Here is an 18,552-nt window from a genome sequence, read left to right as displayed (position 1 = left end):
TTCAATTTGAAATTATTTGGCGACGAAATACTAAACAGGAATACTAAACAGATCGTTAAGCCGACGTCCCAGACAAAAGGGAAGTCGGCTTTAGAAGCTTTTAGCGTGAACTGCGGGCGGCAATGATCGCTTCCGTCACATTACGCGGCGCTTCCACATAGTGCTTAAACTCCATGGTGTAGGTGGCGCGCCCCTGAGACATCGAACGCAGCGCGGTGGAATAGCCAAACATCTCAGACAACGGCACCTCGGCGCGAATAACCCGTCCGGCGATCATTTCCTCCATGCCCTGCACCAGACCGCGCCGGGACGACAAGTCCCCCATCACGCCGCCGGCATACTCTTCCGGCGTTTCCACCTCCACTTTCATCACCGGCTCCAGAATCACCGGGTTGGCGCGTTTAATGGCGTCGCGGAAGCCGAAAATCGCCGCCATTTTGAAGGCCATTTCCGAGGAATCCACCTCATGGTAGGAACCGAAGGTCAACGTGACCTTGACGTCGACAATCGGATAGCCCGCCAGCACGCCGGTCATCATCGCTTCGCGCACGCCTTTTTCCACCGACGGAATAAATTCGCGCGGAACCACCCCGCCTTTGGTGGCATCCTCGAAAGCAAAGCCTTTGCCCGCTTCCTGCGGCTCCACCGTCAGCACCACATGACCGTACTGGCCTTTCCCACCGGACTGGCGGACAAATTTCCCTTCCACGTCAGTCACTTTGCTGCGAATGGTTTCACGATAGGTGACCTGCGGCCTGCCGATATTGGCCGCCACGCCGAACTCACGCTTCATGCGATCGACAATAATTTCCAGATGCAGCTCGCCCATGCCGGAAATGATCGTCTGACCGGATTCCTCGTCGGTTTTGAGCCGGAATGAGGGATCTTCGGACGCCAGCCGTTGCAGAGCGATGCCCATTCTTTCCTGATCGGCCTTGGTTTTCGGCTCTATCGCCAGCGAAATCACCGGTTCGGGGAACTCCATACGTTCCAGCGTCAGCACGGCATCCGGGTCGCACAGGGTTTCCCCGGTGGTCACCTCTTTCAGACCGACGCAGGCGGCAATGTCGCCGGCCCGAATTTCATCCACCTCGTGACGGGCATTGGCATGCATCTGGACGATACGCCCGATGCGCTCTTTCTTGCCCCGCACCGGGTTATAGACGCTGTCGCCTTTTTTCAGCACGCCGGAATACACCCGCACGAAGGTCAGTTGGCCGACGTAAGGATCGGTCATCAGTTTAAACGCCAGCGCCGAGAATTTGTCGTTGTCGTCGGCGTGACGGATCGCCTCGTTGCCTTTTTCATCCATACCGCTGACCGGCGGAATATCCAGCGGCGACGGCATCAATTCGATAATGGCATCCAGCATGCGCTGCACGCCTTTATTTTTAAACGCGCTGCCGCACAGCATCGGCTGGATGTCACCGGCGATGGTGCGGGCGCGCAAACCAAAGGTAATCTCCTCTTCGCTCAGCGCCACGCCGTCCAGATACTTAGTCATCAGTTCGTCAGACGCCTCTGCCGCCGCCGTCACCATTTTCTCCCGCCATTCCTGCGCCGTCGCCAGCAAGGCGTCCGGGATCGCCTCATAGCTAAAGGTCATGCCCTGCGAGGCTTCATCCCAGATGATGGCGCGCATCTTGATCAGATCCACCACGCCAATAAAGTTTTCTTCGCTGCCTATCGGGATCACAATCGGCACCGGATTGGCTTTCAGCCGGTCAATCATCATCTGACGGACGCGGAAATAGTCGGCGCCGGGGCGATCCATTTTGTTGACGAACGCCAGCCGCGGCACATGATATTTATTGGCCTGACGCCAGACCGTCTCCGACTGCGGCTGCACGCCGCCGACAGAGTCATACACCATCACCGCGCCATCCAGTACGCGCATTGAACGCTCCACCTCAATGGTGAAGTCCACGTGTCCGGGGGTATCGATAATATTGATATGGTGCCTGGGATAGCGATGATCCATGCCCTGCCAGAAGCAGGTTACCGCCGCCGAGGTGATGGTAATGCCGCGTTCCTGCTCCTGCGCCATCCAGTCGGTGGTTGCCGCGCCATCGTGTACTTCCCCCATCTTGTGACTCACCCCGGTGTAAAACAGGATGCGTTCCGTGGTGGTGGTTTTCCCGGCATCAATGTGGGCCGAGATGCCAATATTACGATAGCGTTCAATGGGGGTTGTACGAGCCATATAAAACATCCTTAATTAGTGAAACTAATTCTGGGCCGGCAGATAACTGTCTGCGACAGAACGCGGTACTGATATCGGCGAACAGTATAGTACAATTGTACGAGTATATACGAACTATTTAAGGCATTGCTTTTCCCCAACGGCCATAGCGCTTTTCGGACGATTGGCATGCCAAACTTCTACAGTATTACCGATCGGGAGATTTTTGCCGAAAAGTGCCTTTATTGTATTATGCGCGCTCCGGCGTTGATTGCCGTCACACATACTTTCCCTGATCGTTGTCATATCAATCTACTTTTTCTATATATAGACTCACAGGGCGTTACGAATAAAGGCGAAACCTGACAGATCTGGCTTTATTGCCAGGTCTGTCAGGTTTTTTTTTGGCGCTAGAAAAGGAGCAACTCGAATGAATAAATTACTCGCAGCCGGATTATTGCTGCTCTCCACCGCCAGCCAATCGGTATTGGCCGACCAACCGCAGGTCACGCTGCACAGCGGGCGTATTGCGGGAATATCCGCTCAGGGCGTGGAGGCGTTTAAAGGCATCCCGTTTGCCGCCTCTCCCATCGGCGAACGACGCTGGCAACCGCCGCAGCCGGTCACAAGCTGGACGGACGTCCGCCCCGCCGTCGACTTCGGCAAAGATTGTTTACAGGAGCCGTTTCCCGGCGATGCCGCGCCGCTCGGCATCGGTTTTAGCGAGGACTGTCTGACCCTTAACGTATGGCGTCCGGCCAATGCCAGCGGCCCGTTGCCGGTCATGGTGTGGATCCACGGCGGCGGTTTCGTCAACGGCGGCTCATCGCCGGACGTCTACGCCGGGGAATCATTTGCCCGTCAGGGGGTCGTGTTCGTCAGTTTCAATTATCGCCTCGGCCGTTTCGGCTTTTTTGCCCATCCGGCATTGGCTGACCAGCCGCTGCGCGGCAATTACGGTTTAATGGATCAGATTGCGGCGTTGAAATGGGTGCAAAAAAACATCGCCGAATTTAATGGCGATGCGCAAAATATCACGCTGTTCGGCGAATCGGCCGGCGGGTTCGCCATCCATTCACTGCTCACGACTGATTTGGCGAAGGGGCTGTTTCATAAAGCCATTATTCAGTCGGGCGGCGGCAGACATAATCTGGCGATCGCTCAAGACTGGTCCAGCGCGGAACAGGCCGGAGCGGCATTCGCGCAATTAAACGGCATCAGCGGAAAAGATGAGAACGCCCTGGCGGCGCTGCGCAACATTCCGGCGGATAAGGTGGTGAATGGCCTGAACATGGCAATCAATCCGGCGGATTATTCCGGCCCGATGATTGACGGCAAACTGATTACCGGCGAACCACAAGATCGTTATCGTCAGGAGGCGTTCCATCGCATGCCGCTGATGGTTGGCGCCACCGACGCCGATATCGGTTTTCCCCCTGAGGTGGCGACGCTGGATGAAGCGGTGGCCGTTTTCGCCGCGGCCGATCGCCAGCAAGCCAAACAGGCTTATCAGGACATGTCGCCCCAGGACGCCGCCATGGCGATCTCAAGCGATGGTTTTATGGTGGAGCCGGCCCGGTTCATCGCCCGCATTTGGGAAAAGGCCGCCATTCCGGTCTGGCAGTACCGTTTTGGCTATGTGGCCGACAGCATGCGCGGCGAGTGGCAGGCAGCGGTGCACGCCAGCGAGATCCCTTACGTGTTCAACACCCTGAGCGCCCGCTACGCGGATAAGGTCACGGCCAAAGATCAGGCCGTCGCCCGGCAAACGCATCAGTATTGGGTCAACTTTGCCCGTACGGGTAATCCCCATAGCGCCGGGTTGCCGGCCTGGAATGCGTATAACAGCCGGCAAGATAATGTGCTGATCATTCCGGCCGCCGGTGCGGAACACACCAAAGAGTTTGCCGATCCGTGGAAGACGCGGCTTGACCTGATTGAAAAATTGGCGGAAAGCAGCAACTAACGTTTTTCAACGGTATGGCGTAGCGGCCCGCAGGGGCGCGGACAAAAACCGCCCGCCATAAAAAAACCAGTCAGGATTAACTGACTGGTTTTTAGCATAACGAAAAGAAAACACGGTATGTCCGGTCGGCATGGCGTGTATTACTCAACCACGTATTCCTTCACTTTATTCTCTCCTGTGCTTTCTTCCGACATCACGCCTCTGAGCTTTTTTAACACCTCACCCGCTTCTTTCAGCACGCGCGCGCACTGTTCGTGAGTGATGGTCAGCGGCGGCTCGATACGCACCGATTTAGCATTATTCAGCGTCCCTGCGACCAGAATATGGCGATGAAAAAGTTCTTTCGCAAACGCATAACCGATCTCGTTTTTCCTGAATTCGATAGCCAGCAGTAAGCCAAGACCACGGGATTCGGAAATCAAATCAGGATAGTCGGCGGCAAGCTGCTTCAATCCTTGCAGCAAAAAGCCTCCTTTTACCGCCGCCTGCTCCGGCAGCTTTTCCGTCAGCAGGACATTGATGGTCGCCAACGCCGCCGAACAGGCCAGGGGGTTGCCGCCAAAGGTGGTGGTGTGCAGGAACGGATTTTCGAATAGCACGGAAAACACCTCTTCCGTCGCCACCGTTGCGCCAATGGGCATTACGCCGCCGCCCAGGGCTTTAGCCAGACACAGAATGTCGGGCTGAACGCCATAATGCTCACAGGCAAACATCTTGCCCGTCCGCCCCATGCCGGTCTGAACTTCATCCAGAATCAGCAATGCCCCAACCTCATCACATAATGCTCTGACAGCAGGCAAGTAATTATCCGGCGGTACAATTACGCCGCCTTCTCCCTGAATAGGTTCAAGGATGATGGCGGCAACGTCGTCTCCGGTCTTCTGGCATTGATGAACCTGCTTCCTGATGGCAGCGATATCGCCAAAAGGAACATGGTGAAAACCCGGCAGTAACGGCATGAAAGGACGACGAAACTCGGCCTTGGCGGTAGCGGACAGCGAACCGAGCGACTTACCGTGAAACGCGCCCGATGCGGCGATAAAGGTATATTTGCCGCGCTGAGATTGATAAGCCTTAGCCAGCTTCAACGCCGCCTCAACCGCCTCCGTTCCGCTATTGCTTAAAAAGCTGTATTTCAGATTGCCCGGCGTTAGCGCCGCCAGCGTCTTTGCCAACATGGCCCGTAGCGGATCAAGGAGTTCCTGACTATGCAAGGGTTGTTTGGCAAGCTGCTGCTCTACGGCCGCGATAACCGTGGGGTTGCGATGACCGACATTGAAGATGCCGTAGCCGCCCAGACAGTCCAGATATTCCTGTCCCTGAGTATCAACCAGCGTATTCGGGCCGCTGGCGCGCCATTCGACTGCGCCGTACTCGCCCCCGGAGGTGACGGATTTTCGATATTCAAGAAAACCCGGATTGACGTATTCACGAAATGAGTTCAAGACATCTTGATTTAACGAGGAAATCTCCCCGGTAGTCAGTTTTTCACACTTAATCCATTTTAATGCCTGCTGAGTACACTCTAGCGGGTTGAGGTTAGCCTTTGATCTGGACAAAATGCACTCCTTGATAACTGATATCACGTGATATCAAGTTAATTAATGCACATAACACGCCAGTTGGCTGCATAAAACGGCAATAAAATATTAAAATCTGATACAGCACGCAAAACTAAAATAAAAACAAAAGTAAAACCGCCACGTCAGCATAAAAACGCAATATCGACGATTAATTCAGGGGAAAAGGCAGAAAAAAACGCCTAAATGCATCATAACTGCGCACCTGGCACTATTTTAGTGCAAAACAGCGAAAAAAAGCCGCACTCAGCAACCGTGCGGATTATCGGCAATCCCGCATGGCTCGATTAATGATCAAGCCATACGGGATGATGCGCCCAGGCGGGAAATCAATGGCGGATCATGACGTGACGAACGAGGGTGTAATCTTCCAGGCCGTAGATCGACATATCTTTGCCATAGCCGGAAAGTTTCTGGCCGCCGTGCGGCATTTCGCTCACCAGCATGAAATGGGTATTAACCCAGGTACAACCATACTGTAGATTAGCCGCCAGACGGTGCGCCCGGCCGAGATCCTGGGTCCAGACCGACGAGGCCAGTCCGTAATTGGAGGCATTGGCCCAGCCAATCACCTGCTCTTCATCGTCAAACGGCGTGATGGAAACCACCGGGCCAAAGACCTCTTTTTGCACGATCTCATCTTCCTGACGCGCCCCCGCCAGCACCGTCGGCTGGAAGTAGTAGCCCTTGCCCGCCACCCGTTCGCCGCCGGTCACCACGGTGATGTGCGACAGCGCCTTGGCCCGTTCAACAAATCCGATCACCCTGTCCAACTGTGGCTCGGTAATTAACGGCCCCAGCTCGGTTTTTTCATCCAGCGGATCGCCCATGTTCAATGTGGATACGGCCTCGCCCAGTTCGGACACCACCCGATCATAGATATTGCGCTGTACATACAGGCGGCAGGCGGCGGTACAGTCCTGCCCGGCATTATAAAAGCCGAAGCTGCGAATACCGTCGACCACCTGTTCGATATCCGCGTCGTCAAACACAATCACCGGCGCTTTGCCGCCCAACTCCATATGCGTACGTTTTACGCCGGAGGCCGTATTAGAAAGAATGTGCGCGCCGGTGGCAATGGAGCCCGTCAGCGAAACCATCCGCACCAACTCATGCCCGGTCAAGACATCGCCAATGTCGGCGCCGCGTCCGAACAGAATATTCACCACGCCGGCCGGCAGAACATCCGCCAGCAAATGCGCTAAATAAAAGGTGGTCAGCGGGGTTTGTTCAGCGGGTTTCAGCACCACGCAGTTCCCCCCGGCCAGCGCAGGCGCCAGCTTCCACGACGCCATCATCAGCGGGTAATTCCACGGGGCGATGGACGCCACCACCCCCACCGGATCGCGCCGGATCATTGACGTATGCCCTGAAAGATATTCGCCCGCCGCCGAACCGTTCAGGCAACGCGCCGCGCCGGCAAAAAACCGGAATACATCGGCAACCGCCGGGATCTCATCATTCAGCACCGCATGATAAGGTTTGCCGCAGTTAATGGACTCCAGCCGGGCAAACTCCTCAGCATGCTCTTCAATCACATCCGCAATTTGTAATAAATACGCGGCACGGTCTTTCGGCGTGGTTTTCCCCCACTGCGCAAATGCCGCATCCGCCGCCTTGACGGCGGCATCGACCTGAGCCAGGTCAGCCTGCGCAATCAAGGCGATTTGCTCTCCGTTTGCAGGATTAAAAACCGCCAAAGCCTCACCCCGGCCTGCAACTTGCTTACCCTCTATGAGCAACTTGTCGTGCATAATGGTTTCCTTATAAACAGAAAATCAGTGGTGGTTTTCATTTACTGGTTCTTCAGCCAATAACGGACACCTGCAAAATATCTGCCACTTTGTCAGGCTGATGAACACGTTGATGTTGTCTGTTGTCTGCTACCGCGACGGCGCATTGCCTGTCTCTTTCTTGATCCGCTCTTTCCTGGTCTGCTCCGCGGCGTTTTTAGCCTCTTCGGCCAGGGCTTCAATTTCTTCTTCCGTCAGTCGGTCGGACGCTTTATGCACTTTCGCCAACCCTTCGCTGACGGTCACATCTTTTGGATTTGATTTAGTCATGCTGTCTTTAACTCCTGCTATATAAAAGGTGAAAGATATCAAAAAGTATAGTCGGTCATCCCGATACTCAACGGTATGCGCCAACAAGGCGCTACGCTTGATTAACGATGCGGGTACGGTTAAGCGCTGCCGACGGCGCAAGAAATGAGCGAAGAGGCCATCACTTAACGCGGCGCCTATTCGGGATGAGGGATAATATATTCTAAAAAAATTTATAAAATGATCGGTTTAATAACTTATAAAGCTATCAATAAAAATAGCCCAAATTTCATCAAGAAAAAATAAAAATACAATAAAAGGCAATTTTAGACAAAACCGAGCGGTAAATTTCCACCATTATCATTGATAGCGCCGACCGCCGGCGTAGAATTATTGACATTCACCCCCAATAAGAGGTGCGTTATAATTAAATAAAAATATACAATTAAATCAATATGATAACTTAATTCACTTCATAATAAATAGCTTTCTCCGGCTAAAAAAAGGTTTTCTCAGGCATAAATCAAACCAGATAAGCCAAAAACAAAAACCAATATATAACAAAAGGAACACAATAAATTAATGAATAATCAATATTTAAAACATGAATTTATTCAAATAAGAGCATGGCATTTAAAAAACTAATATTACAGTTAAAAAACTAAATAAAGCAGATAAAAATAATTATTGCGACTTACTTCTTTTATTTGAAGTAAAAAAAAGAAACATAAAAAATAATAGACTTAGATCAAGAAAAATAATAACAAATAATACCTATAGTACCCGCGACGAAGGTAAGACAACCTAATTAATTAACTCGTCACTTTTAGCAATGGGGTATCTATGGATTTTATCATTCAACTAGTCATTGTCCTGATCTGTCTTTTCTACGGTGCTAGAAAAGGCGGGATCGCGCTGGGGTTATTAGGCGGTATAGGACTCGTTATTCTGGTCTTTGTATTTAAACTTCAACCAGGTAGACCACCCGTTGACGTCATGTTGGTTATCATCGCCGTGGTAGCCGCATCGGCAACACTTCAGGCCTCGGGCGGCCTGGATGTCATGTTACAGATCGCAGAGCGTCTGCTGCGCCGTAATCCAAAATACGTCTCGATTATTGCGCCGTTCGTCACCTGTACTCTGACCATTCTGTGCGGAACCGGCCACGTGGTCTACACCATCCTGCCGATTATCTATGATGTCGCCATCAAAAATAATATCCGCCCGGAAAGACCTATGGCCGCCAGCTCCATCGGCGCGCAAATGGGGATCATCGCCAGCCCGGTATCGGTGGCCGTGGTCTCGCTGGTCGCCATGCTGGGTAACTTTACCTTCCAGGGCAAACATCTGGAGTTCCTCGACTTACTGGCGATTACCATTCCCTCTACTCTGCTGGGTATCCTGGCGATTGGTATTTTCAGTTGGTTCCGCGGTAAGGATTTGGATAAAGACCCGGATTTCCAGAAATTTATCTCCGTCCCTGAAAATAAACATTACGTTTATGGCGATACGGCGACACTGCTGGACAAAAAACTTCCGCGCAGCAACTGGGTTGCCATGTGGATCTTTTTGTCCGCCATCGCCGCGGTAGCGATTCTGGGCGCCGTATCGGAGCTGCGTCCGACATTTGATGGCAAGCCGTTGTCCATGGTGCTGGTTATTCAGATGTTTATGTTGTTCGCCGGCGCCATCATTATCATGGCGACCAAAACCAACCCGGCATCCATTTCCAAGAACGAAGTGTTCCGGTCAGGGATGATTGCCATCGTGGCGGTGTATGGGATTGCCTGGATGGCCGAAACCATGTTCGGCGCGCATCTGGAGCAGATTAAAGCCACGCTGGGTACGCTGGTAAAAGAGTATCCGTGGGCCTATGCGGTGATTCTGCTGCTGGTATCGAAATTTGTTAACTCACAGGCCGCGGCATTGGCGGCGATTGTGCCTGTTGCGTTGGCAATCGGCGTTAATCCGGCTTATATCGTTGCGTCAGCGCCGGCCTGCTACGGTTATTACATTCTGCCAACCTACCCAAGCGATCTGGCGGCGATTCAGTTTGACCGCTCAGGCACCACCAAGATTGGTCGTTTCGTTATCAACCACAGCTTTATCCTGCCTGGCTTGATCGGGGTAATCACATCCTGCATATTCGGCTGGGTATTTGCCGCCATGTATGGCTTCCTATAATAGCTAACGCCAGCCAAAGGCCGTTCGGTTTCCGAACGGCCTTTTACTTTGGGTTAGCCCGCGGCAGAACGCCGCCATTCCCGGACGCAAGCCTGGGCCAGCGCTCGCGTCGGATCGATACTGACATCCAGCCAGCGCGAATTTACCGCCGTCAACGCCGGCGGCACCTCGGTACAGGCCAATACCAGCCACTCCGCGCCACACTCAATCAGGCGTTGGGCCAGTTGATCAAGCAACTCCCCGCCCTTTGATAACTCGCCGCGTTTGACCGCATAACAGCCCGGCACAAACAGCGTCGCCATTTCCTGCTCATTCGGCGTCAGCGTAACCGCGCCCAACGAGGCAAATCGCTGCTGATACCACCCGGCGTCAAGCGTGCCCGTTGTCGCGATCAGCCCGATTTTGCGCGGCGCCTGAACCTGACCTTGCGCCAGACAGACCGCGGACGCCAGCGTTGCATCGGCGATATGAATCAAAGGAACGAGGCTCTCTGCCTGTAATGCGTCAAACCAGTGATGCGCCGTATTGCAGGGAATAACGATATGACTGAGCGGCAACTGATTAAGCTGGCGAATTGCCGCCAGCAGCACCGGCAACGGCGACTCCCCGGTTCCCGCCAGCGCCTGCTGGCGATCCGGGATTTGAGGCACATTCCAGACCACTACCGGCACATGATCCTGATCGCGGCAGGCGGGAGTTTCTTCGATAATTTTCTGCAACAGGTCAACGGTTGCCAGCGGCCCCATGCCGCCCAGCACGCCAATCAAGGTTGCGTTGTCTGGCTGAATATTCATCAGAAAGTCGTTTGTTCAAAAAGCTGGCGATAACCAAACAGTCCGGCTGCGCCGCCGGTATGAATAAAGACGATGTTCTGATCGCGGTCAAAATGCCCCTGGCGGATCAGATCGATCAATCCCGCCATACCTTTCCCGGAATAGACCGGATCAAGCAGAATACCTTCCAACTGCGCCAGTAAAGTCAGGGCTTCCAGCGTGCCTTCGGTCGGAATACCATATCCTTGCCCCACGTAGTCGCTATTGACTTTCACCGCCTGACGGGGAATTTCACCGGCGATGCCCAGCAGTCGCCAGGTTTGCTGGGCCAGCGCATACACATTTTCTTCCTGCTTCTCCCGCGGCGCTCTCACGCTGATGCCCAATAGGGGGATCTGGCTGTTGGTCGCGGTTAATCCGGCGACCAGACCCGCCTGCGTACCGGTGCTGCCGGTGGCGTGCACAATATGATCGATGCGCAAGCGCTGCTGACTGGACTGAAACAGCAGTTCCTCCGCACAGGCCACATACCCCAGCGCCCCAACAGGGCTTGAGCCGCCGCCGGGGATCACATAGGGTTTACGTCCCTCTTTACGCAACGAATCCGCCAGCGTTTCCATCGCCTGCTGCATATCGGTGCCGGCCGGCAAATGGTCGACAATTTCGCCCCCCAGCAGGTTATCCAGCAAAATATTACCGGAGCGCTGATACTCCTCGCCGTAATCGGCAACGCGCTTTTCCAGCAGAATTTTGGTTTTCAGCCCCAATTTTGCCGCGGCGGCAATCGTTTGCCGGACATGGTTGGACTGCGTGGCGCCCTGGGTGATAATCACGTCGGCTCCTTGCTGCCGAGCATCGGCCAACAGGAATTCCAGCTTGCGGGTTTTGTTGCCGCCGGTGGCCAATCCCGTGGCGTCATCACGTTTGATGTAAATCGTCGGGCCGCCCAGATAGTCGGTCAGCGCAGGTAAAAGCTCCAGCGGCGTGGGGAAATGCCCCAACGCCAGCCGGGGAAAACGGGCAAGGTGCATGATTTTCTCCTCAAAAAGTAAAGTCAGCTGCTTACAGATTAATATGACGCCGGGCTTCCTCACGGACACGATGCAGCACGTGCCGTTTCAGCTCCGCGTACTCAGGATGCTGCGCCAGTGTTTCAATATTCCGTTCCCGTCCAAACGGCAGACGAATTTCTTCGGCGATACGCCCGGGGCGCGCCGACATCACCAGCACGCGATCGGCCAAAAACAACGCTTCCTCCACATCGTGCGTCACAAACAGCAGAGTGGTGCCGGTTTTCTGCCAGGCCGACAACAGTAGCTCCTGCATCATCAAACGGGTTTGCGCATCCAGCGCGCCAAATGGTTCATCCATCAGCAGCACTTCGGGTTGAGGCAACCACGCCCGCGCCAATGCCACCCGCTGCTTCATGCCGCCGGAAAGCTGCCACGGGTAATGTTGATGAAATCCTTCCAGCCCCACCAGCGCCAGATAGTCCGCCGCTTCGCGCTGAACCTGCTTTTTATCCGCCCCTTGCATCCGCGGGCCGAAAGTGACGTTGTCCAGCACCGTTAACCAGGGAAATAAATTGGCCTGCTGAAAAACCATGCCGCGCGACGGCCCCGGGCCGGAGACGGGTTGCCCTGCGCACAGCACCTGCCCCCGGCTGGGATTTTCGAAACCGGCAATCAAATTCAAAATGGTCGACTTACCGCACCCGGAAGGGCCAAGCAGTACGACAAACTCCCCACGATTCACCTGTAGCGATACGTCATCCAGTACGGTCAACCTTTCGCTCCGGGAAGGAAAAGTGAGGCTGACGCGATCGACGGCGATATGCGCCTGATTTGCTTGCGTCATTATTCTTTTCCCGCCCACGGCACTAAAATGCGTTGCAACCCAACCAGCAACAGATCGAGTAAATAACCGATAGCGCCTAATAGCAAGATCCCCAGCATGACGATATCCGTTCGCAGATAGGCGCTGGCGTTCATAACCATCCAGCCGATACCCGAGGTCGCCGCCACCATTTCCGCCGCAATCAGCGATGTCCAGCCAATACCGATGGAGAGTCGGACGGTGGTAAAGAGTTCTGGCAGCGTATCAGGCAACACCACGCGAAAGAAAATCTGCCTGCGGCTGGCGCCCAGCGTTTGCGCCACCCGAATGCGGTTACGGCCGATACGCTCCACGGCGGCATTGGCGCCGACCACCACGCTGAGAAAGGTGGCGATAAAAATCAGGAAGAATTTGGATGCCTCGCCGATCCCCAACCACACCACCGCCAGCGGTATCAGCGCGATTTTCGGCAGCGGACGTAAAAACTGCACAAAAGGATTAAAAATTGCGGCGATCGGGGCTGACAACCCCATTACCAATCCCAAAGGGACGCCGATAAGAATCGCCACGCTGAAGGCGCTCATGGCCCGGGCAACGCTGACCATCACATGTTGCCACAGCGGCACCTGCCGGTAGCCCTCCTGCACCAGTTCCCGAGCGGTCAGACCGATGTCCGACAACGGCGGCAACAGCAAGGGATCGATCCACTGTCTGATACCGGCTATCTGCCACAAGGCCAGCACAGACAGCACGGAGATGATGCTTAATAATGCATAAGACAATTTTTTCACGGCCCGTTAATTCCCTGCCGCCGCCTGCTTCAGATAGGTGGAATTAATCGAATCGGCAAAGGAGGACGGAATGTCGCGCTGGCGAATTTCACCGATGCCTTCCAAAAAATGCGCCGTTTTGGCGACGGCCTGTCCGATGCCGCTTTGATCCGTATCGCTGCCGTCCCCCAGCCACTGGGCCGTTGCCTGTTGCTCAAGCGTTGGATATTCCAGACCCGACAGCGTATTGGTCGCCGTGGTGACGGCCGCGCCGACTTCTTTTGCCACCGTTGCCGCCGCTTTTTCCGGGTCTTGCTGGAATTCTTTCACTTTTTGCTGATGCACCTTGAGGAAACGAGCCACGGTTTGCGGATACTGCTGGGCGAAAGCCTTTCTGACCACATAGTTGTTGTAAATCAGATAACCGTCTTTTTGCAAATCTTTAGTCGCGAATACGCCGTGCCCGCCGGAGGCTTCCAACTCCTGGGCAAACGGCGCCCAGACATAACCGGCGTCAATATCGCCGCGTTTCCACGCCGCCACCATTTCGGCCGGACGCAACGGTATCAGGGTGATTTTGCCGCGATCGAGCTGATGGACGGCTATCGCGGCTTCCAGCGCATACTGTGCGGTGGAGTTAGGCGGATAGGCGACCCGTTTGCCTTCTATATCCTTCAGTGAGGTAATACCCTGTTTGGCGATCAGCCGCTCATAGGTGGCAATCACACCTGAAACGCCGATAATCTCAATGGGCAACTTACGCACGATCCCAGCGGTCGCCGGACTCGATCCGAAATTGGCAATATCAATCGCATTACTGGCGAAATAATTAAGCGCATCCGCACCGGAGGCGAATTGCACCCACTTAACCGGCGTGCCCAGCGCTTTTTCCAACGATCCATCCGCTTTTGATAACACCAATACCTGTGAACCGCCGCTGTAGGCAACCCGGACTTCATCCGGTTTATTTTCCGCCGCCCATGCCGATGTAGCGATGAATAACAGGCTGCTCATCCCCAAGACGCTGGCAATATTTTTTCTCACGTTTATTTTCCCTATTGGATTAAAATAGTCATACCGAATTATGCAACCTGTTTATTTAAATCAGTAAGTTGCCGCCAACTGGTATCATCAACGTAAATACCCTCTTTAATTCGCTGAAGATATTTTTGTTTTTCCGCATCGCCCGGCAATAATAATTCCCCATCATCGCGCGACTGGCGAACCCAGGCTAATAAGGCAGGAATTTCCTGCTGATAAGAATCCGCGCCGCCTAAGCGATTCGGATCAATTAAAATAGACAGCATACTGTTGATAATCTGTTTCTTTTCCCCTTTTGCCGTGCGTTCGGTTTTCCCGCCGGTTAATGCGGCGCCCAACAGCGAACAAATAAGTGATAATCCCGATCCTTTATGTTGCCCAAACGGCAGTAACGCCCCCAGCGGCTGTTCCATCAGCCAGCGCGGATCAACCGTCGGGTTCCCCTGATTATCAACAATGCAGCCGGGTGGCAGGCGTTTACCTTCGTTCCAGGCAATGCGCGCTTTATTACCGGCAATCACGCTGGTGGCGAAATCCAGAATCACCGGATCGCCTTCCGCTACCGGCACCCCGACACAGAAAGGATTAGTGCCGAAACGAGGCCGCTCTCCCTGCCACGGTAAAACCACCGTGGTATGAACATTGGCGAAATGCAGCGAAACCAGCCCGGCGTCCACGGCCTGTTCGGCCCAGGCGCCAATGCGCCCCAGATGATGGGCGTCCGCCAGACTGACCACCGCCACACCGTGCGTTTGCGCGCGGGCAATCCCTTCGGCCAGCGCCTGCTTCGCCACCACCTGACCAAATCCCTGTTGGCCGTTAAAGGAAATAAGCGGCCCGAAATCCAGGGTTTTCTCTGCATTGGCGTGCGGCGCCAGCCCACCTTCTTTGATAGCCGCGATATAACGGGGCAGCATACTGACGCCGTGCGAATCATGCCCCTTGAGGCTCGACTCCACCAAATTATCCGCCACGATCTGCGCCACACTGGCATCAACTTCGATATTCACTAATCGGTCACGCAAATAATCGCGTAAATAATGATGACTAAATATCGGCATAATCGCCTCTGAATACGAATTAAATTATATGGGCAACACTATAACGCCGGCACTTTTATACCTAACTGAGAAATAAAACTATCGATAGCAAATAATGTGCTAAAGCCATTACCTGTCGATATTTACTTGATATTTGGCAACAAGTTTAAAATTCATTCTAAGTTATTCCAAAACGGACTTTAGCAATAAATGCAGAAGAAAATAGGATGCGAAAATCCTGTCTATTTAAACCAGGTCTATCAGCTTTATATTTTATTTAGCTGTCATCAGGGTAATGCCAAAAGAGAGAAAAAAATGAGCCAACCACCCAAAAATAAAACCTTCCGTCATTTGACTCTGGCGGCAACGCTGGCATGCACGTTAGCCTCATTTGGCGCCGGTGCGGAAGGGAAGATCAGCATCGCCCAGCAGTTTGGCATTGGTTATCTCATCCTGGATGTGGTGCGCGATCAAAACTTGATCGAAAAACACGGTAAACAACAGGGGATTGATATCCAGGTGGACTGGCGTACGCTCTCCGGCGCAACCGCCATCAATGAAGCGCTGCTGTCCGGCGCGCTGGATGTCGCGTCGGCCGGCGTACCGCCGATGCTGACCGTGTGGGATCGCACTCACGGCCGCCAGAACGTCAAGGCCATCGCCTCGCTGGGATCGATGCCCAACTATCTGCTGAGCAATAATCCGGCGGTGAAAACCATTGGCGATTTAAGTGAAAAGGATCGCATCGCCGTTCCCGCCGCCGGCGTAGGGTTCCAGTCGCGCACCTTACAGATTGAAACCGCCAAGCAATACGGCGTCGATGACTTTAAGCGCTTTGACAAAATCAGCGTAAGCCTGCCCCACCCCGACGCCAGCGCGGCGCTGGTTGCCGGCGGCTCTGAAATCAGCGCTCACTTCTCCAGCCCGCCATTCCAGTACCAGGCGCTGGAGAACAAGAATGTGCATAAAATTCTCAGCTCTTACGACGTGTTAGGCGGGCCGGCGACGTTCAACGTGCTGTACACCACCCAGAAATTTCATGATGAAAACCCTAAAACCTACCGCGCGTTTTACCAGGCGCTGGCGGAAGCGGCTGAAATTATCAAAGCCGATAAAGCGGCGGCGGCTGAAACCTATATCCGGGTGGAGAAATCACGGCTCGACCCGGCGCTGATCAAGCGCATCGTTGAGGATCCTGAAATCGACTTCACCATCACCCCGCAGCGTACCTATATCTATGCCGAAAAATTACATCAGCTTGGGGTACTGAAAAACAAGGCGGACAGTTGGAAAGATTACTTCTTCAGTGAAATCCATGACCAGCCGGGAAGCTAAGCGGCTGAGCGCTAACCCTCGGCTCATCACGCACAGGAGGATTTATGGACATCTCTAATCACGACGCGTCGGCACAGCCGCTGTTGCAGATAGACGGCGTCGGGCTGGAATACCGCACCCGGCGCAGCCAGGTACGGGCCACCCACGACGTGAGTTTCGACGTGTTTCCCGCCGACCGTTTCGTGCTGCTGGGGCCGTCGGGATGCGGCAAGTCCAGTCTGCTGAAGTCAATCGGCGGCTTCCTGCCGCCGGTGGACGGCGAGATCCGGCTGGATGGCGAGGCCATCACGCGGCCGGGGCCGGATCGGATCATGGTATTTCAGGAGTTTGATCAGCTACCGCCGTGGAAAACCGTGCTCGAAAATACGCTGTTTCCGCTGGTCGCCAGCCGCAAAGCCAATCGTGCCGAAGCACGGGACAGGGCTATGTATTTTCTGGAGAAAGTCGGCTTGACGAAGTTTGCCGACGCCTATCCGCATACGCTGTCCGGCGGCATGAAGCAGCGGGTGGCGATTGCCAGAGCGCTGGCGATGCAGCCCAAAGTGTTGCTAATGGACGAGCCGTTCGCCGCGCTGGATGCGCTGACCCGCCGTAAAATGCAGGAAGAACTGCTGATCCTGTGGGAAGAGGTGCGGTTCACGCTGCTTTTCGTCACCCATTCCATTGAAGAAGCGCTGATCGTCGGCAGCCGGGTGCTGCTGCTCTCGCCGCATCCGGGACGCGTTCGCGCTGAAATCAACTGTCACCAGTTCGCCCTGGCCGATCAGGGCAGCGAGGCTTTCCAGGCGACGGCCCAGCGCATTCACCATCTTCTTTTCCCGGCAGAAGGCGCCGCACCAACGCCAGCCGCTACGCATCAGGGTAACTATTATGAGCATCCAGCCGCCCGTCCGACCCGAGTATCAGCGTGAACTGACGCCGCTGACCCATTTCACGCTGGCGCAGCCGCTGCCCCTGTTCACCCGGTTATGGAATCAGGAATGGTTGCGCAAGCTGGTGATTCTACTGGCGCTGCTGGCGCTATGGGAGTTGGTCGCCCGCTGGCAGAACAACGATCTGATGTTCCCCGGTTTTGTGCAAACCTTGCAGGCCTTCAAGGCCGATGTGGCCAGCGGCGAGCTGCCGGAAAAAGTGGTTGTTTCGCTTGGCACGCTGCTGAAAGGCTATGTCATCGGCAGCCTGCTGGCGCTGGGACTCAGCGCGCTGGCGGTGTCAACCCGTACCGGGCGCGATCTGCTGGCGACCTTGACCTCGATGTTCAACCCGTTGCCCGCCATTGCCCTGCTGCCGCTGGCGTTGCTGTGGTTTGGTCTGGGAGAAAACAGCCTGATCTTCGTGCTTGTCCACTCGGTGATGTGGCCGATGGCGCTTAATACTTACTCCGGTTTCCTCAGTGTGTCGGAAACGCTGCGGATGACGGGACGCAACTATGGTTTAACCGGCCGACGTTATGTGACCTATATTCTGATCCCGGCGGCGTTGCCCTCCATCTTGTCCGGTCTGAAAATCGGCTGGGCGTTCGCCTGGCGAACCCTGATCGCCGCCGAACTGGTCTTTGGGGCATCCAGCGGCGGCGGCGGTCTGGGCTGGTATATTTTCCAGAACCGTAATGAACTGTATACCGACCGTGTTTTCGCCGGTCTGGCGTCCGTCATCATAATTGGTTTACTGGTGGAAAGCCTGATTTTCGCCAGTATCGAAAAACTGACGGTAAAACGCTGGGGGATGCAACGTTAAGCAATAGTTGGACGATTCTGGTTATGCGAAATTTACCCATGCTTAGCCAGAATCATTCTTTTGCCG

The 18,552-nt window shown here is 54.4% G+C and carries 15 protein-coding genes; 5 read left to right on the top strand and 10 right to left on the bottom strand.

Annotated elements, in window-relative coordinates; genetic code table 11:
• Nucleotides 1–100: 100 nt before the first annotated feature.
• Nucleotides 101–2,203: an elongation factor G gene (gene fusA / locus JG725_RS00340; protein ID WP_172288491.1), complete on the bottom strand. Its 2,103-nt coding sequence runs from the start codon at nucleotides 2,201–2,203 to the stop codon at nucleotides 101–103.
• A 409-nt stretch (nucleotides 2,204–2,612) separates the two neighbouring features.
• Between fusA and JG725_RS00335 the strand changes: the two genes are divergently transcribed.
• Nucleotides 2,613–4,148, top strand: a complete 1,536-nt coding sequence (locus JG725_RS00335; RefSeq protein WP_199376072.1) for a carboxylesterase/lipase family protein — start codon at nucleotides 2,613–2,615, stop codon at nucleotides 4,146–4,148.
• 140 nt (nucleotides 4,149–4,288) lie between these two features.
• Here the strand turns inward: JG725_RS00335 and ygjG are convergent, their stop codons facing one another.
• The 3 genes from ygjG to JG725_RS00320 all read right to left on the bottom strand — a co-directional run bounded on the left by ygjG (nucleotide 4,289) and on the right by JG725_RS00320 (nucleotide 7,791).
• On the bottom strand, nucleotides 4,289–5,707 hold the full coding sequence (gene ygjG, locus JG725_RS00330) for a putrescine aminotransferase (protein ID WP_199376070.1): 1,419 nt from the start codon (nucleotides 5,705–5,707) through the stop codon (nucleotides 4,289–4,291).
• Nucleotides 5,708–6,057: 350 nt separating this feature from the next.
• The gene (patD, locus tag JG725_RS00325; protein WP_199376068.1) at nucleotides 6,058–7,482 is read right to left on the bottom strand and encodes an aminobutyraldehyde dehydrogenase; all 1,425 of its coding nucleotides are present in this window, start codon (nucleotides 7,480–7,482) and stop codon (nucleotides 6,058–6,060) included.
• 129 nt (nucleotides 7,483–7,611) lie between these two features.
• Nucleotides 7,612–7,791 (bottom strand): hypothetical protein, encoded by a 180-nt coding sequence (locus tag JG725_RS00320; RefSeq protein WP_172288499.1) that lies wholly within the window; start codon nucleotides 7,789–7,791, stop codon nucleotides 7,612–7,614.
• A gap of 822 nt (nucleotides 7,792–8,613) precedes the next feature.
• Between JG725_RS00320 and JG725_RS00315 the strand changes: the two genes are divergently transcribed.
• Nucleotides 8,614–9,954 carry an anaerobic C4-dicarboxylate transporter gene (locus tag JG725_RS00315; protein WP_172288501.1) on the top strand — a complete coding sequence of 447 codons (1,341 nt, stop codon included), beginning with the start codon at nucleotides 8,614–8,616 and terminating at the stop codon, nucleotides 9,952–9,954.
• A 53-nt stretch (nucleotides 9,955–10,007) separates the two neighbouring features.
• Here the strand turns inward: JG725_RS00315 and JG725_RS00310 are convergent, their stop codons facing one another.
• The 6 genes from JG725_RS00310 to JG725_RS00285 all read right to left on the bottom strand — a co-directional run bounded on the left by JG725_RS00310 (nucleotide 10,008) and on the right by JG725_RS00285 (nucleotide 15,435).
• Nucleotides 10,008–10,748 carry an aspartate/glutamate racemase family protein gene (locus JG725_RS00310; protein WP_199376066.1) on the bottom strand — a complete coding sequence of 247 codons (741 nt, stop codon included), beginning with the start codon at nucleotides 10,746–10,748 and terminating at the stop codon, nucleotides 10,008–10,010.
• Nucleotides 10,748–11,758 carry a D-cysteine desulfhydrase gene (locus JG725_RS00305; RefSeq protein ID WP_199376064.1) on the bottom strand — a complete coding sequence of 337 codons (1,011 nt, stop codon included), beginning with the start codon at nucleotides 11,756–11,758 and terminating at the stop codon, nucleotides 10,748–10,750. Before JG725_RS00305 ends, JG725_RS00310 begins: the two co-directional genes overlap by 1 nt.
• Before the next feature lie 31 nt (nucleotides 11,759–11,789).
• On the bottom strand, nucleotides 11,790–12,584 hold the full coding sequence (locus JG725_RS00300) for an ABC transporter ATP-binding protein (RefSeq protein ID WP_199376062.1): 795 nt from the start codon (nucleotides 12,582–12,584) through the stop codon (nucleotides 11,790–11,792).
• Entirely contained in the window at nucleotides 12,584–13,354 is a 771-nt protein-coding gene (locus JG725_RS00295) for an ABC transporter permease (RefSeq protein WP_199376060.1), read from the bottom strand. The genes JG725_RS00300 and JG725_RS00295 overlap by 1 nt, the downstream gene beginning before the upstream one ends.
• Before the next feature lie 6 nt (nucleotides 13,355–13,360).
• Nucleotides 13,361–14,347, bottom strand: a complete 987-nt coding sequence (locus JG725_RS00290; RefSeq protein ID WP_199377169.1) for a glycine betaine ABC transporter substrate-binding protein — start codon at nucleotides 14,345–14,347, stop codon at nucleotides 13,361–13,363.
• A 68-nt stretch (nucleotides 14,348–14,415) separates the two neighbouring features.
• Entirely contained in the window at nucleotides 14,416–15,435 is a 1,020-nt protein-coding gene (locus JG725_RS00285; RefSeq protein WP_199376058.1) for a malate/lactate/ureidoglycolate dehydrogenase, read from the bottom strand.
• A gap of 294 nt (nucleotides 15,436–15,729) precedes the next feature.
• Here JG725_RS00285 and JG725_RS00280 point away from each other — a divergent pair, with 294 nt between their 5' ends.
• The 3 genes from JG725_RS00280 to JG725_RS00270 are packed head-to-tail and all read left to right on the top strand — an operon-like array spanning nucleotide 15,730 to nucleotide 18,486.
• A complete protein-coding gene (locus tag JG725_RS00280) occupies nucleotides 15,730–16,749 on the top strand; it encodes an ABC transporter substrate-binding protein (protein ID WP_199376056.1) in 1,020 nt (339 codons plus the stop codon).
• 44 nt (nucleotides 16,750–16,793) lie between these two features.
• Complete coding sequence (locus tag JG725_RS00275) at nucleotides 16,794–17,660, top strand: ABC transporter ATP-binding protein (protein WP_172288517.1); 867 nt, start codon at nucleotides 16,794–16,796, stop codon at nucleotides 17,658–17,660.
• Nucleotides 17,620–18,486: an ABC transporter permease gene (locus tag JG725_RS00270; RefSeq protein ID WP_172288519.1), complete on the top strand. Its 867-nt coding sequence runs from the start codon at nucleotides 17,620–17,622 to the stop codon at nucleotides 18,484–18,486. Before JG725_RS00275 ends, JG725_RS00270 begins: the two co-directional genes overlap by 41 nt.
• Nucleotides 18,487–18,552: the final 66 nt, after the last annotated feature.

It is taken from the genome of Brenneria sp. L3-3C-1 (genome assembly GCF_016456245.1).
Lineage (GTDB): Bacteria > Pseudomonadota > Gammaproteobacteria > Enterobacterales > Enterobacteriaceae > Brenneria.
Note: the sequence above shows the minus strand (reverse complement) of the source record. Positions and strands in the feature narration are given on the sequence as shown.

What these genes read in the sequence shown, in the direction of transcription:
- JG725_RS00300 (WP_199376062.1), bottom strand. Translation starts at nt 12,584, where the DNA reads ATGACGCAAGCAAATCAGGCGCATATCGCCGTCGATCGCGTCAGCCTC.
- JG725_RS00310 (WP_199376066.1), bottom strand. Translation starts at nt 10,748, where the DNA reads ATGAATATTCAGCCAGACAACGCAACCTTGATTGGCGTGCTGGGCGGC.
- JG725_RS00270 (WP_172288519.1), top strand. Translation starts at nt 17,620, where the DNA reads ATGAGCATCCAGCCGCCCGTCCGACCCGAGTATCAGCGTGAACTGACG.
- JG725_RS00320 (WP_172288499.1), bottom strand. Translation starts at nt 7,791, where the DNA reads ATGACTAAATCAAATCCAAAAGATGTGACCGTCAGCGAAGGGTTGGCG.
- JG725_RS00285 (WP_199376058.1), bottom strand. Translation starts at nt 15,435, where the DNA reads ATGCCGATATTTAGTCATCATTATTTACGCGATTATTTGCGTGACCGA.
- fusA (WP_172288491.1), bottom strand. Translation starts at nt 2,203, where the DNA reads ATGGCTCGTACAACCCCCATTGAACGCTATCGTAATATTGGCATCTCG.
- JG725_RS00335 (WP_199376072.1), top strand. Translation starts at nt 2,613, where the DNA reads ATGAATAAATTACTCGCAGCCGGATTATTGCTGCTCTCCACCGCCAGC.
- JG725_RS00275 (WP_172288517.1), top strand. Translation starts at nt 16,794, where the DNA reads ATGGACATCTCTAATCACGACGCGTCGGCACAGCCGCTGTTGCAGATA.
- JG725_RS00305 (WP_199376064.1), bottom strand. Translation starts at nt 11,758, where the DNA reads ATGCACCTTGCCCGTTTTCCCCGGCTGGCGTTGGGGCATTTCCCCACG.
- JG725_RS00290 (WP_199377169.1), bottom strand. Translation starts at nt 14,347, where the DNA reads ATGAGCAGCCTGTTATTCATCGCTACATCGGCATGGGCGGCGGAAAAT.
- patD (WP_199376068.1), bottom strand. Translation starts at nt 7,482, where the DNA reads ATGCACGACAAGTTGCTCATAGAGGGTAAGCAAGTTGCAGGCCGGGGT.
- JG725_RS00315 (WP_172288501.1), top strand. Translation starts at nt 8,614, where the DNA reads ATGGATTTTATCATTCAACTAGTCATTGTCCTGATCTGTCTTTTCTAC.
- JG725_RS00280 (WP_199376056.1), top strand. Translation starts at nt 15,730, where the DNA reads ATGAGCCAACCACCCAAAAATAAAACCTTCCGTCATTTGACTCTGGCG.